The following is a 15677-nucleotide window of genomic DNA, read 5'->3' as shown; positions in this document are numbered from 1 at the left end:
CGATTTTCTATGTCCAAGTGTTTCCGGCCATGATCAATACCTGGCTTTCTTTACCATATTTAAGTTCGTTTAAGAAAGTTTCCATTCCATCCTGTAACGGGATCAATGCAATTCCCCTGCGCTGGTATTCTTTTTCTAATGTTGGCGAAACCATACCTGCACCTTTCCACGGCCCCCAGTTAATGGCCATTACCTTGCCTTGAATCTTCTGTTTTAAGGCCCAGGCATATTTATCCATTACACTGTTTGCTGCGGCATAATCGGTTTGCCCACGGTTTCCGTAAACCGAAGCGATACTCGAGAAAAGGATCACAAATTGAGTTTCTGGTCTTAACTGCTCGGCCAATACCCTTAATGGGGTTACTTTGGTATCAAAAACGCGTCCGAAAGATTCGGAAGTTTTACTATGGAACAATTTATCTTCCAATAAACCTGCACCATGTACCACGCCATCTATGCGACCATAATCTTCGTAAACCTGATTGATCAAACGGGTCAGTGCTTCTTCATCTTTAAGGTCTAACGACTCGTAAACTACCGTCGATCCACCTTCCTCTAAAGTTGCAATGCAACGTAAAATCTGGTTATTTTTGTAAATCCGATTCGTTTCCTGTTCTATTTCGGCAGGTTTTTTAATCTCGCCCTGCTTAATTACGTACTGCCTGATCTCATCTTTGGTTTTTAACGAAGAACTGGCTTCATTTGCCGAAGCTATTGGATTTGCAGAACGGCCCACCAAAATGTACCTGCAAGGGTAATCTTTTGCAAAGTGGATCATCAGTTCGGCTGTAATGCCTTGTGCGCCACCTAAAACCATTACCACGGCATCTTTATCCAAATGGATGTGCGCATCGGTTTCGGTACTCAATTGATGCGGTACAAGTTCCATAATGTGTCTTTTATGGTCGTTGTAAATAATTTCCGAAGGTTTATCCGGATTCAGGATTTCGTTTAAGGTAATATTGGTGATTTCATCCGGCGACATTTTGGTTTCGAGACTGATGAAACGGCATTTGGTATGCTCGTATTCGCGGTCTAAACTTTTAAAGAATCCCGAATACCCTTGATAATTTCTTAAGAAAGAAATATCAGATTGATCGTTAAAATATTGTTTGGTATCAGCAATCAGATACACCCATTTTACGGTATCAAAATTTAGTTTTTTAATCGTTGCGAAATGATCGAGAATGCCTACTTTTTGCTGTGCTTCGAACATGTTCAAAATGATGAGACCCTGATAGCCATCCAATGAGTCTTCAAAGCTCACCAGATTGGCAATAGCACCATGTTTTTCGAGCACTTTCTTGATTTTGATCGCCTGTCCGCCACCATCATCGGTTAAGGCAAAACGCTGACCTTTTAAAATGGCTGCTTCGGTAATGGTAAGTGCAGCAGGAGTTAGCTCAAATCTTAAACGGGATAATTTTTCTTTAACCGTTTGATCATCGATGCTCTCCTCAATAAGCTTTTTTGCTTCTGTAAGCACCTCCGAGCTTTCTGCTTCAACATCGGCAATCCAGTTAATCAGGGCATTTAAGGTTTTGATTGCGGCCAGTTTCTCCATTAAATCATCAGCTTGTTCACTTTGTGAGCCAAATCCGATTTTTTCTTTTAAAGAGGCGATAATTTCCATCCGTTTGATCGAATCGATACTTAAATCAGCTTCAAGATCTAAATCCATGCCCAGCATTTCTTTTGGATAACCTGTTTTTTCACTCACCACATCAAGAATGGCCGATTTTAGCTGATCTAATGAAAATTTTGCAGGTTCAGCCTGGCTTGTTGTTACGGCTATCGGAGCAGGTGCACTAACCGCTTTTGGCTGTTCGGTGTTTTCTGTAATCCAGTTTACAAGGCTGCTTAAGGTTTTAAGTCCGGCAAGCTGTTCCATAATTTTATCTTCCGGAAGGTTTAATTGAGAGAAACCACCCAGTTCGCTACGTAAAGCACCAATAATTTCTACACGTTTGATCGAATCGATACTTAAATCGGCTTCCAGATCCATTTCCATACCCAACATTTCTTGTGGATAGCCGGTTTTATCGCTTACTAGCTGCAAAAGCACTAGTTTTAAATCTTTTTGTGCAACAACAGGTGTTATTACTTCGATGGTTTGTACTTGTGGCACTTCCTGTTTTACTGTGATCTGATTTTCGATACGGACAGGTTGAGGTGCCTGGTATGATGTTAAAGGTTGATTAATGATTTGCGAAGGCATTGCGGGAGCCTGCCCTAAAAAGGAAAGCATCACATCGCGTTGTGCCTGAATCAGCATTTTCATGCTGTGCAGGTACTCCTGCATCATCAAGTCTTTGGCAGAGCCATTAACCTGCTGATTTTCAGTTGGTGTAGAGGTGTTATTCATAAGGATAATCGGTTTAGTAATAGGGGATGCACCATTTGCCGGAAGTTTACCCGTTGATGGAACAGCGTGTTGACCGTTCACATACCAGATAGCGGGACTTTTTTTATAAATTGAAGGTTCATCCAATTTGATGCTTTTAACAGAACGGCCTTCGAATAATTTTTCGAGTTTGATTTCGCGGCCAGTAGCCATATAACCTGCAAGTGTGCCTAATAAATTGCTGAGTTTATTCTGACCTTGATCTTCGGTGTGTAAAATCACTTCGTCCTTACCGATGCAAGCTTTGGTTAGACCGCTTAGCACCTTGCCAGGGCCAACTTCTACGAAAACCCTGGCGCCGGCTGCATACATATCCCTAAGCTCATCAACAAAAAGGACAGGTTTTATCAAATGGTCGGTCAAACGTTCTTTTACAGCGGCAGCTTCAGTTGGATATTCTTTTGCCGTGGTGTTAGACCATACCGGAATTTTTAGATCATTAAAGTTTACACCAGATAGTACTTGTTGGTAAAGCTGTTTCGATTTGGCTACCAATGGACTATGGAAAGCACAGGCCACCTCTAGCGGGCGGAAAGATATTTTGGCCTCCTTTAAAACTGTAGCCAACTGGCCGATAGCTGCGGTGCTACCCGCAATAACACATTGGGTTGGCGCATTAAAGTTTACCGGATAAACGTCTTTGATATCGCCAAGATATTGTGCAAGGTCTTCCTGTTTTGCGCTCACGGCGAGCATCGTGCCCGGATCGCCGTTTTCTACTGCATTTAAAATAGATTTTGCTCTTTCTGCACTCAGGTAAACCAGGGTTTCTTCTTCAAAAGCACCGGCAAAACAAAGCGCAGGCAATTCTCCATAACTGTGGCCCGCAACCATATCAGGCACAATACCCAATGATTTTAAGAAGTTAGCGATTGCAAGATCAACAATACCCAATAACGGTTGTGCCATGCGGGTATCTTTTATGCGTTCTTTTTGTGCTTTCGCATCAACCTCGTTAAACACGGTATTTGGAAATAGGATTTTTTCGTATTCAGGATAAGCTTTCAGCAGTTTTCTCATTTCAGGGAAAACCACAAAAAGATCTCTTGCCATATTTACCCTTTGGCTGCCTTGCCCTGGGAACATAAAAGCAACCTTGCCTTCCTGTTTTTGAGTAAGGTAAGTGTCTTTGCTTTCTACACCAGATAAAACAAGGTCGATTTTCATTACCAGATCTTCTGCATGATTGGCAACGATGCTCAATTGAACAGGTTTGGTATCAGCGGTTGCTAAACTATAGGCAATATCTTTCAGTTCGATCTGATCGTTCAGTTCTAAGAGATTTTTTACCGAAATTACGCGGCTTTTGGCTTCCTCGTAAGTATCTCCCCTGAAAACAAAAAGCTCTGATGGCCACGATTTTAAGATCGAATTTTTATTTTCGGTATTCTGAGCACTTTCCAATACCGCATGGAAATTTGTTCCGCCAAAACCAAAGGCACTCACGCCAGCATATCTTTTTTCTTCCATCCATAAACCAGCTTCGGTATGAAAAGCGAATGGACTTGTTTGGGCATTGTAGAAACTATTTGGTGTTTTTAAATTGATGGTAGGTGGTTTAATGCCATGGTAAACCGATAGTGATGCTTTAATCAAACCTGCAATTCCGGCAGCACATTTGGTATGGCCAATCTGCGTTTTTACGGAGCCTAAATGCGTTTGTCCGGCGGTTGCGCCTGATTGGTTGAGCATATCGGTTAATGCGCTGATTTCAGTTTTATCACCAACCACTGTGCCTGTACCATGTGCTTCTACCAGACCAACCAGTGATGGCGTAATTCCAGCCTGGCTATAAGCCCTTTCTAAGGCATTTACCTGTCCGTTTTTACGTGGTGCAGTTAAACCAAGGCTTTTGCCGTCACTCGATCCACCTACACCTTTAATAATAGAATAAATCGTATCACCATCGCGTAAAGCATCATCATATCTTTTTAATACGATCATGGCAATCCCTTCGCCAAGGGCAATCCCATCTGCTTCGGCATCAAAAGTGGCACACCTTCCTTTTTTAGAAAGGGCATGTGTGCTCGAGAACATCAGGTAATCGTTAATGCCGTTGTGCAGATCTGCTCCACCGGCCAAAACCATATCCGATTTTTCTAAAAATAACTCCTGACAAGCCAGGTCTATTGCGGCCAAAGATGAAGCGCAGGCCGCATCAACCGTATAATTTCGACCGCCCAGGTTTAACCTGTTGGTGATCCTGCCAGAAATTACATTCGCCAAAATACCCGGAAAAGAATCTTCTGTTGTTTTTGGTAATATGGCATCTACTTCGGCTGGCATTTCGCCAAAAACCTGTTTGTAAAAACCTCTAAAGCTGTAGCTGTTGGCCAGATCGTTTCCACCTTCGGCACCAATAATTACCGAAACATTTTCATTGTCAACACCACCATCCGCATAACCTGCGTGCTGCATAGCCTGTTTGGCTACCATTAGGGTAAGCAGTTGGGTAGGCTCTATGGCCGCAAGCGATTGCGGTGGAATACCAAATTCTAAGGGGTCAAAATCTATCCTCGGGATAAAACCGCCCCATTTAGAGTGCGACATATCTCCTGCAGTAGAATCTGGATTATAATACAGGTCCTTATTCCATCTTTCATCCGGCACTTCGGTTACCGAATCTTTGCCTAGAATGATATTGCGCCAGTATTCTTCGAGGTTTTTAGCCCCAGGGAAGATACAAGCCATACCCACAATGGCAACATCCAGTGCTTTGGTTTTATTTTCAGGAGGTGATGAAAGTGTGGCGTCTAAAATATGTGTATAGTTGTTGTCGGCTACATCCTGATGAAGATCGAGCAATGACATCACTTCTTTATGCATAGGTGCAATCTGACCGATCATGTACATGCCCAGGTCAGTTTGTTCAGCTTCGTCGATTTTTACCAGTTCATCGCCACGTCTTTCTATACCTTTTGCGGCAATACGTAAACGGCCAACATTTAGCGTTTCAAGTTTTGCCCAAATTTCTTTTTTATCCATTCCCTCTGCCTGAAGTTTCTTTTTTTCTTCGTTAAAGAAGGTGGCAAATGAAGAATTTAAACACCTGGTTTCATGTCCTGGAGCGGTTTCAAGCAGTACGGTTTCGTTTGCCTGCATGGCTTCCTGTTGGAATTTATCTAAAATGGCGCCCTTGCTTACGGCTTCTTTGGTATATAAATAAGCGGTGCCCATTAATACACCGATTTTCATTCCTTTGGCTGCCAAAGGAGCAGCCATTACTGAAATGAATGCAGTGGAAAAAGAATCGTGGATGCCACCTGCAAAGAAAACACTGATGCTTTCCGGATTTTCTTCCTTTAACAAACGTTCAATCTGTTTTTCCCACAAAACCATGCTCGATAGGGGGCCAACGTGGCCACCACATTCGCGGCCTTCGAATACAAAACGTTTAGCTCCTTCTTTTAAAAACATATCTAAAAGAGAAGCAGAGGGTACATGGAGAAAAGTTTTGATCCCTGCTTTTTCGAAGGGTTTAGCCTGCGATGGTCTTCCGCCTGCAATTAGTAAAACGGGAGGTTTCGCATTTAATATATATTCCTGTTGCTCATCTCTAAGCTCTTGTGGTGCAAAACCTAAAATACCTACGCCCCATGTTTTTTCGCCAGCCAGTTTTTTGGTTTCTTCAATCAGGTTTTTTGCCGACGCACCTTTTAGTAAGGATAACGCTATAAACGATAAGGCACCAGCTTCCGAAACTGCATCTGCAAACGGCGCCACATCGCTTACCCTGGTCATTGGGCCCTGCGCAATAGGATAGGTGATGTTTAAATCTTTAGCAAGCGGGTTATCCGCTTTTATTACATTGATGGCTTTGGCCTGTTTTAAATGGCCGTAAATGGCTTCCTTTATGCCAAAAATCAACTTATCAAGCTTTTTATATTTGGTAACCAGATCAATCGATAGGGCAATATCCTGACCCATTGGAAGATAATTTGTTTCCAGATTGTAACCCTTAAAATATTTTTGAAGACCATTATAATCTATATCTTCTGCCAATGCCGGCGAATTTGGACGGGCCAATACGCGAGCTTTATCGATCAGTTTGGTTTCTGTTCCACTTAATTTACCACAAACAGTTTTTAAATCTTCAGGAGCGGAACATTCTGGGAATAAGGCGAGTTGGCTATCTAAAATAATCCCTGCTGCGCCTTGAGCCATTAATGAAGCGGAAGTATGGATACCCACACCACCCTGAACCCAAACGGGAATATGTGTAATTTCTTTAATAATCCGTTGAAAAAGTACAAAAGAAGATTCGTAAGCCACACGGCCAGCACCTTCATTTCCTTTTACTATGATTCCATCGGCACCCTTTGCTTGTGCAGCCAGTGCCGATTCGAGATCAAAAACCTGATAGATAATTTTTGAAGATGTTTTACGCTTTATCACGAAATCATATGGAGCAATAATTAAACTTACCTGGGCAGGAAGATCAATGTTGGCGAATACCGCCGAATTGATACTTACACCAAAATCTGAAATACCCAATTCTACAAGTGAATGAAGTGCGTTTTCCGTTTCGGTTATGTTGTGTCCAAGACTGAGAACCGGAAAGCAATCTGCTTTTTGTAAATTAGAAACCAATTTACTATCAGGGATTTCGAAAGGAGTTACTCCAATAATGGCGTATTTGTTCATGGCTTTAGATTTTTCTACTTCTTCTGTTTGATGGATGACTAAAAGCGAAACATAATGGTTCTTTATGCCTGCCTGTAATACGCAATAACAGAGCTTTTTAGGGCTGCAATTAGTGTGTATGATTAATTAGACTAATATACGACTTGATCAAGTCAAATTGTTTTAAAAATTTATAAATGAATGAACTGAACAAGCGTTTGAAAAGCAACCTATTTTTTCATTTAAAAATGAATTTTATGAACAAAATTCTAATTAATGTTTTCAATTATGGTTCTTTATGTAGTGTATTTAAATTTCAAATACAAAAAAAGACTATCCATATTGAGTTAGTATTAATAATGGGTTAATTTACGAATTTATTTTTATAATAGTCTGATTTTATACGTTTTGTGTTGAATTTTTATGCTTTTTTGATTAAAAATTATTGAATTTTTATTGATTTAAGCTCGTGAAATGGGGTTTTTGGTCTTATAGCTTAATATTTCTTTGACTTATAATTTTTTAATTAAAAACTGAAGAAATTTATGTGACATTGTGAATCGTTTATCTTTGTAGTATTAATTAGTATTTAAAATTGGAAATTTGTTGTTTTCTGAGTTTGCCGAGAATGTACTTTTATTAAAAAAACGCTTAAATTTTAAATACGCTGTTCATTCTCATTTTAATTGGGAATTGTTTTTATATATTCGTTTATAAATGTCAGGTAGACGTTTATTTAACCAGAGTTTAGGAAAGCGATCATGATGGATTCAATCATCAAACAGATCCTACGTCAAACCTTAAGTATATGAGCATTCAAAAGTTTATTAAACCATTCATTTTTCTTGGTTTAATTGTCAATCTATCCCAGGCCCAAGAAAAAACCAATTACAAATTTGATTTTGGTACCGGAAAGGTTGCTAAAGGTTATACACCAGTTTTGCCAACTGATGTTTACAGCACAGAAAAGGGTTATGGTTTCGATTTTGATTCGAAAGTTGTGGGCATAGATTATGGTGGGAAGAATTATTTGACTTCAGATCTGGTAAAGAGTGATAAACCATTTTATTTTTCGGTAGCCGTTCCAGAGGGTAATTACAAAATAACAATCACATTAGGCGATCCGAAAGGCCCCGCATTAAGTACGGTAAAAGCAGAATCGAGAAGGTTGATGCTCGAAAATGTGAAAACCACAGCTGGGCAATCGCTAACTAAAACTTTTATCGTAAATATTAAAGATAAACATATTGCCGGCGGACAACTTGTTTCTTTAAAACCACGCGAACTTACCAAACTCGATTGGGATGATAAACTGACTTTAGAATTTGACCATCAAACCGCACTACAGGCACTCGAAATTACAAAAGTAGACGATCAGGTTACTGTTTTCTTAGCCGGGAACTCGACTGTGGTGAACCAGGATGATGAACCTTGGGCATCGTGGGGGCAAATGATTCCCCGTTTTTTTAAACCTGGTGTTGCGATTGCCAATCACGCTGAATCTGGCTTAACGCTGGGTTCATTTTTAGGGAGCAAAAGATTAGCGAAGGTTTTAAGTGTGATGAAACCTGGCGATTACCTTTTTATTGAATTTGGACATAACGATCAAAAAGATAAAGGGCCAAACGATGGCGCTTATAAATCATATACCGAAAGGTTAAAAACATTTATTTTGGAAGTGAAGAAAAAAGGAGGGATTCCTGTTGTGGTTACCTCAACCAGTAGAAGGTCTTTTGGCCTGGATGGAAAAATTGTAAATTCTCTTGGCGATTTCCCTGCTGCAGCACGTAAAGTGGCTGCTGATGAAAAAGTAGCTTTAATTGATTTAAATGCCATGACATCGACTTTGTTTAATGCTTTGGGCGAAGAGCCATCGAAAAAAGCCTTTGTTCATTATCCTGCTAACAGTTATCCAGGTCAGGATAAAGCATTAGCCGATAACACACACTTTAATCCTTATGGGGCTTATGAAATTGCACAATGCATCATTTTAGGTATTAAGGAACAGAAATTAGCCATTGCAAAATACCTGGTAGACGATCTGCCCAAATTCGATCCTTCAAAACCAGATAACCCTACAGATTGGCACTGGCCAGAGAGCCCTAAAAGCAGTGTGGTTAAACCAGATGGGAATTAAAATGAGCGGTAACTTAATTTTAATATTAACTTTTATTAGCTTTTCTTGTTTCGGTCAAAAAAAGCCTGTAATTGAGGTTTATCTGATTGGTGGACAGTCGAATGCAACTGGACAAGGATACTTGTCCAATATGGATGATTCGATGAAAGTTGATCGCAGGGTTTTGATTTATCATACAGGAAAACCTCATCTTAATAGTAGTTTTTTACCTGATCAATGGTTTCCATTACATGCTTCATCAGAATCGCCCGACCGTTTTGGCCCTGAACTGGGTTTTGGATCACAATTACAAAATCTTCGTCCAAAAGCTCGTATAGCCATTATAAAACATGCACATAGTGGTACCAATCTTTATAAACAATGGAATCCAGGGAAGGACCAAAAGGATACCATAAACCAAGGTTTACAATATAAGGTATTTATGAGTACGATTAAATCTGGGTTGGATAGTTTAGTCAAACGTGGTTATCAACCTTTGATTAAGGGTATGTTGTGGCAGCAGGGCGAATCCGATACTGATAAAGGGGAGGAAATAAGCAAGAGTTACGGTAAAAATTTGAAACAATTCATTATTCGGGTTAGACAGGATTTAAAAACAGCCAATATGCTGTTTGTTTACGGTTATGTTTGCCCACCACCCAACAAGAGTATAGCAATAGATGAAGTTCGAAACGGACAGCGTGAAGTGGCATCGAGTGCTAAAACATCATTATCTGTCCGCAACGCTTATGTTATACTCACTGATGATCTTAGCCAAAGAGCGAGTGATAAAAATACGCGTTATCCAAAAGATCATATCCATTTTGGTACCAATGGGACCTGGGCGCTGGGATTAAGAATGGCCGAAGAGATAAATAAACATTTAAAATAGACTATCATTTAGCAATGAAAAAAATAATTACAGCTGTATTGTTTACCGCCCTGTACGGAACTGCATTTGGACAGGCGAACTTGCAGCCATTTAATTTAACGGAAGTACGTTTGCTTGAAGGGCCTTTTAAGCAGGCTCAGGAAACCGATAAAAAATACATACTTTCGTTAGATGCGGATAGGCTTTTGGCGCCTTACCTAAGGGAGGCAGGATTAAAACCTAAAGCAGCATCATACGGAAACTGGGAAAACACGGGTTTAGACGGGCATATTGGCGGACATTATTTGTCTGCTCTGGCTTTAATGTATGCTTCAACCGGTGATACAAAGGTTAAAGACCGAATGGAATACATGATTGCCGAATTGGATAAATGCCAGGTAAAAAACGGTGATGGGTATTTGGCAGGTATTCCTGGTGGAAAAGAAATCTGGAAGGAGATCAAAGCAGGCAACATCAAGTCGTCAAGTTTTTCGCTGAATGGAAAGTGGGTTCCTTTGTACAATATCCACAAAATTTATGCAGGCCTTTACGATGCTTATGCGGTTGCAGGTAATGAAAAAGCAAAACAAATGCTCCTAAAACTCACCGATTGGTGTGTGGATTTGGTCACGAATTTATCTGATCAGCAAGTACAGGAACTTCTAAAAAGCGAACATGGTGGGTTGAATGAAACTTTCGCACATGTTTATGCGATAACGGGTAATCAAAAGTACCTTCAACTGGCAAAACGGTTTTCAGATCGATCCATTCTAAATCCATTGCTAAAAAATACTGATTCACTGAATGGTCTGCACGCAAATACACAGATACCTAAGGTGATTGGTTTTGAGCAGATCGCCTTGTTGGATAAAGACCCTTCCTGGGCAAATGCGGCTGCTTTCTTTTGGAAAACAGTAGTAGAACATAGAACAGTAGCTATTGGCGGAAATAGTGTTAGGGAACATTTTCATCCGGCCAACGATTTTTCATCGATGACAGAATCGCGCGAAGGGCCTGAAACCTGCAATTCTTACAATATGCTGAAGCTCACCAAACAACTATTTTTGGCCGCGCCTTCTAACACTTATCTCGATTATTACGAACGCACGCTTTACAATCATATCCTCTCTTCGCAGCGGCCAAAAGGTGGTTTTGTATATTTTACACCGATGCGGCCGGGGCATTACCGTACTTATTCGAGTCCGCAGGAGAGTTTCTGGTGCTGTGTAGGCTCGGGATTGGAAAATCATGGTAAATATGGAGAGTTGATTTATGCTCATGGCAAGAATGACTTGTATGTAAATCTTTTCATTCCCTCTACCTTAAACTGGAAGGAAAAAGGTATTCAGCTTACACAACAAACACTTTTTCCAGATGCTGAAAATACGACAATCAAACTTCAGTTAAAGAACAAGCAACGTTTTACCCTACATTTTCGTCAGCCGGTTTGGATAGAACAGGGAAAAATGACTGTTTTGGTTAATGGAAAAAAAGTTGCCACTGAAAGTAATGCGAATGGGTATGCCAGTATCGATCGTGTTTGGGCTACCGGCGATGTGATTAACATTTCATTGCCAATGCACACCACTACTGAGTTTATGCCCGACGGTTCTGATTGGGTGGCCTTTCTTCGTGGCCCGGTTGTGCTCGCTGCAGCGATGGATACATTAAATCAACCTAATTTATTAGCTGATGGCAGTAGGATGGGGCATATTGCTTCAGGGCCATTATTCCCGATCAGTGACGCACCACTCGTTACAGGAGCTAAAAATACCTTAGCAAATGAAATTACTTTGATTGATAAAAACAGTTTAACCTTCAGTGCTCAAAATGCGATCTATCAGCCAAAATACAAATCTTTAAAATTGGTTCCTTTTTACACCCTGGTTGAAAAGCGATATGTGGTTTATTTTCCTTACAGCAGCGCAGAGGCATTGCCAGAGCGTGCAAAGGCGATTAAGCTGGCAGAAGAAGAAAAAATGAAAACGGAACAGCGAACCGTCGATCTGATCACCACTGGAGAGCAGCAGCCAGAATCGGATCACAATTTTAAGGGCGAGCAAACCGACAACGGAACTTATCAGGAAAGGCATTTTAGAAATGGAAAAGCATGGTTTAGTTATGTGCTTAAAAACAAAGATTTATCGGCAAATAAGCTGAGTTTAACTTATTACGGAAAAGAAAAGAATAAAAACTTTTCTATTTCGATTAATGGTGTTGTAATTGAAAAAGTAAAGTTGGATGGAAACAAAGGTGATACTTTTTATACACAAGAATATCTAATCCCCAAAGAGCTATTAAAAGCAGACTTAGAAGTGAAATTTGTTGCCGATCAGGGATCAGCTATTGCAAATATATACGAAGTGAGGTTGGTGAGATAGAGGACTGATTTTCGTGATCCGTCATCCTGAACTTGTTTCAGGATCTATTATGTAAGGCGTCATTTCGACTGAAGTGCAGCGGAATGGAGAAATCTTATCCATGAATATAAGAGGTTTGTGAGGACACAGACCAGGGAATGTTGATCAAAATGAAGATGGATCTAAGGCGATCGTCATCCTGAACTTGTTTCAGGATCTATTATGTAAGGCGTCATTTCGACTGAAGTGCAGCGGAATGGAGAAATCTTATCCATGAATATAAGTGGTCTGTGAGAACACAGACCAGAGAATGTTGATCGAAATGACGATGGATCTAAAGGCGATCGTCCTCCTGAACTTGTTTCAGGATCTATTATGTAAGGCGTCATTTCGACTGAAGTGCAGCGGAATGGAGAAATCTTATCCATGAATATAAGAGGTCTGTGAGGACACAGACAAGGGAATGTTGATCGAAATGACGATGGATCTAAGGCGATCGTCATCCTGAACTTGTTTCAGGATCTATTATGTAAGGCGTCATTTCGACTGAAGTGCAACGGAATGGAGAAATCTTATCCATGAATATAAGTGGTCTGTGAGGACACAGACCAGAGAATGTTGATCGAAATGACGATGGATCTAAAGGCGATCGTCCTCCTGAACATGTTTCAGGATCTATTATGTAAGGCGTCATTTCGACTGAAGTGCAACGGAATGGAGAAATCTTATCCATGAATATAAGGGGTCTGTGCGGACACAGACCACGGAGAATCAGGTATTATTTCGCTTTCTTAACCCCTATTGCTTTAACAAGATTTTGAGTTCTTTTTCCTTAATTGTTAATATGGTTCCGTGTCGTAAACCTTTTGGTAAGGAGATTTTATCAGAAACATCGGTCCAGTTTTTTAAATCTGCAGATTGGATTGCGCCATATTTATGATCGCGGTATTTATCAAAATACACCATCCAGTTATTAGCGGTTTTTAAGGTTGTTGGTCCTTCAGCCCAGTAATTCCCAGTAATTGGATTTCCCGCCTTGCTGTAAGGACCAATCAATTGATCGGCATAAGCTATTTTGATATTCTTTTGAGCGGGCTCACGGGTCTCGTCTTTTAAAAACATGATAAACTGTTTCCCGTTTTTTACAATAGTAGCATCAATTACATTAAAACCCGGATCGTAAAGTAGTTTGGTTTTCGAATAGGTTTTGAAATCTTTGGTGGTAACGTAATAAATTCTGTGATTGTAGCCGCTTTCTTCAGTTGAGGCTGTTTCATTAAACTTACCCGTAATGGTTGTAGCCCAATAAATCATATAGGTTTTAGTACGGCTATCGTAAGTGATTTCAGGGGCCCAGGTATTTCTCGCACCATCTTCCTTAGCCATTACCGGTAAAAACTGCTGCTCGCTCCAGCTAATCAGGTCCTTCGAACTGGCATAACCGATACCTTTATCTTTCCAGCTTACTGTCCAAACCATGTGAAATAAGCCATCAGCCCCTCGGATAATGCAAGGATCTCTCATCAATTTATCTTTGCTTACCATAGGCGTAAGGAACGATTGGTCATTTTTAAGCGTGGTCCATTTATATGCATCGTTACTATAGGCCAGATGCAACCCGTCTTCCCCGTTACCTTTAAAATAGGCAAAGAGATAAACCTCCTTTTTCGACTGTGCCTGAGCATTAAAAAAAGCCGATAGTAAGATTATAGAGAGGCATATGAGTTTTTTTATCATTTTATTTTAATTCGAGTACCACAACTGATTGCGCAGGCAACTCAACTTTAAGCGAATTTCCTGATTTTTTTGCGCCTGTAAATTTTGCATTGTGCACTTTGTTCGAATCGCTAAACGTATTTACATCGGTAAGTTTGGCTGAGGTCAAAATCTGTCCTGTAACCGAACTCCATTTTAACCCATCTAAAACGGTGCTTAAGGCAATTTTCTTGTTTGGGTCTAAATTCACCAATGAAATATGGATAACACCACTTGCATCCTGAGAAGCAGAAACATTTAAAGCCGGAATTTTTTGATCGCCTACAGTATAATCAGGACTGGTAAAGGCAATCGGTAGATATTTTGCATCCTGATGCACTTTGTACAGATCAAAAACATGATAAGTAGGGGTTAAGACCATTTTATCCTTTTCGGTTAAAATTAAGGCCTGTAAAACATTAATTGTTTGTGCCAGGTTGGCTACTTTAACACGATCGGAGTGATTATTAAAGATATTCAAAGTTGTACCAGCAATTAAAGCATCGCGTAAACTGTTCTGTTGATACAAGAAACCAGGGTTTGTTCCTGGTTCTACATCCGTCCAGATTCCCCATTCGTCAACCACTAAAGCCACTTTCTTTTTTGGATCGTATTTATCCATTATTGCTGAGTGTTTGGTTACCAGTTCTTCCATTTTTAAACAGTTTTTCATGGTCGAAAAGTATTGTGCCTCATCAAATTTGGTAGCCGATCCTTTTTTGCCCCAGTTTCCTGTTGGGATGGTGTAATAATGTAAAGTTAATCCCCACATCTGGTCGCCGATGTTTTTCATGCAGGTTTCTGTCCAGTTGTAATCGTCGGAATTTGCACCGCTGGCAATTCTTTTTAACGGAGCGCCCGGATAATTACGTGCATAAGTGGCGTACCTGCGGTATAAATCAGAATAATAAGCAGGTGTCATATTGCCACCACATCCCCAGCTCTCGTTACCCACGCCCCAGAAAGAAACTTTCCATGGTTTTTCTCTTCCGTTTTGAGCACGGATGGCCGTCATTGGGCTAACCCCGTCAAAATTCAGGTATTCTACCCATTTGGCCATTTCTTCAACAGTTCCGCTGCCTACATTGCCTGCGATATAAGGTTCGCAATCGAGCATCTGACAGAGGTCTAGAAATTCGTGTGTACCAAAGCTATTGTCTTCTGTTACGCCGCCCCAATTGGTATTGACCATTTTCGGACGTTGGTTTCTCGGACCGATGCCATCTCTCCAATGGTATTCATCGGCAAAACAGCCGCCTGGCCAGCGCAGATTAGGGACTTTTATTTTCTTCAGGGCATCTACAATATCTAAACGGATCCTTCCTTTATTCGGAATGGTAGAATTTTCATCTACCCAAAAGCCATCATAAATGCATCGGCCCAAATGCTCCGAAAAATGACCGTAAATGTGCTTGCTCACTATCTGATCGCCAGCTGGTTTAATGGTTAACTGTGTTTCGTTTTGTGCGTGCACTAAAATAGAACTGCAGAATACTGCCGCAGATAAGATAAGTTTTTTCATCATGATCTCGTTAAATCTATTGGTTA

The 15677-nt window shown here is 40.5% G+C and carries 6 protein-coding genes; 3 read left to right on the top strand and 3 right to left on the bottom strand.

Annotated elements, in window-relative coordinates:
- Window positions 1–7: 7 nt before the first annotated feature.
- On the bottom strand, window positions 8–7048 hold the full coding sequence (locus J7E57_RS21850) for a type I polyketide synthase (protein WP_215130937.1): 7041 nt from the start codon (window positions 7046–7048) through the stop codon (window positions 8–10).
- Between the two features lie 787 nt (window positions 7049–7835).
- Here J7E57_RS21850 and J7E57_RS21845 point away from each other — a divergent pair.
- The 3 genes from J7E57_RS21845 to J7E57_RS21835 are packed head-to-tail and all read left to right on the top strand — an operon-like array spanning window position 7836 to window position 12395.
- The gene (locus J7E57_RS21845; RefSeq protein WP_215130938.1) at window positions 7836–9164 is read left to right on the top strand and encodes a rhamnogalacturonan acetylesterase; all 1329 of its coding nucleotides are present in this window, start codon (window positions 7836–7838) and stop codon (window positions 9162–9164) included.
- Between the two features lies 1 nt (window position 9165).
- On the top strand, window positions 9166–10035 hold the full coding sequence (locus tag J7E57_RS21840; protein ID WP_215130940.1) for a sialate O-acetylesterase: 870 nt from the start codon (window positions 9166–9168) through the stop codon (window positions 10033–10035).
- Window positions 10036–10049: 14 nt separating this feature from the next.
- Window positions 10050–12395 (top strand): glycoside hydrolase family 127 protein, encoded by a 2346-nt coding sequence (locus J7E57_RS21835; RefSeq protein WP_215130942.1) that lies wholly within the window; start codon window positions 10050–10052, stop codon window positions 12393–12395.
- 777 nt (window positions 12396–13172) lie between these two features.
- Here J7E57_RS21835 and J7E57_RS21830 read toward each other — a convergent pair.
- Together J7E57_RS21830 and J7E57_RS21825 are read right to left on the bottom strand one after the other, a co-directional pair.
- Window positions 13173–14111: a glycoside hydrolase family 43 protein gene (locus tag J7E57_RS21830; protein WP_251030005.1), complete on the bottom strand. Its 939-nt coding sequence runs from the start codon at window positions 14109–14111 to the stop codon at window positions 13173–13175.
- Window position 14112: 1 nt separating this feature from the next.
- Window positions 14113–15677, bottom strand: a 1565-nt coding sequence (locus tag J7E57_RS21825; protein WP_317196569.1) for an alpha-N-arabinofuranosidase, incomplete at its 5' end; no start/stop codon positions are given.

Source organism: Pedobacter sp. ISL-64 (assembly GCF_018613605.1).
In the GTDB taxonomy this organism is placed as follows: Bacteria; Bacteroidota; Bacteroidia; order Sphingobacteriales; family Sphingobacteriaceae; genus Pedobacter.
The sequence above is the reverse complement of the archived record's forward strand: the minus strand, read 5'-3'. Positions and strand labels throughout refer to the sequence as shown.

Bases quoted from the DNA above. Each gene is read 5' to 3' on its own strand.
- J7E57_RS21840 (WP_215130940.1), top strand. From the start codon at position 9,166: ATGAGCGGTAACTTAATTTTAATATTAACTTTTATTAGCTTTTCTTGT.
- J7E57_RS21850 (WP_215130937.1), bottom strand. From the start codon at position 7,048: ATGAACAAATACGCCATTATTGGAGTAACTCCTTTCGAAATCCCTGAT.
- J7E57_RS21830 (WP_251030005.1), bottom strand. From the start codon at position 14,111: ATGATAAAAAAACTCATATGCCTCTCTATAATCTTACTATCGGCTTTT.
- J7E57_RS21835 (WP_215130942.1), top strand. From the start codon at position 10,050: ATGAAAAAAATAATTACAGCTGTATTGTTTACCGCCCTGTACGGAACT.
- J7E57_RS21845 (WP_215130938.1), top strand. From the start codon at position 7,836: ATGAGCATTCAAAAGTTTATTAAACCATTCATTTTTCTTGGTTTAATT.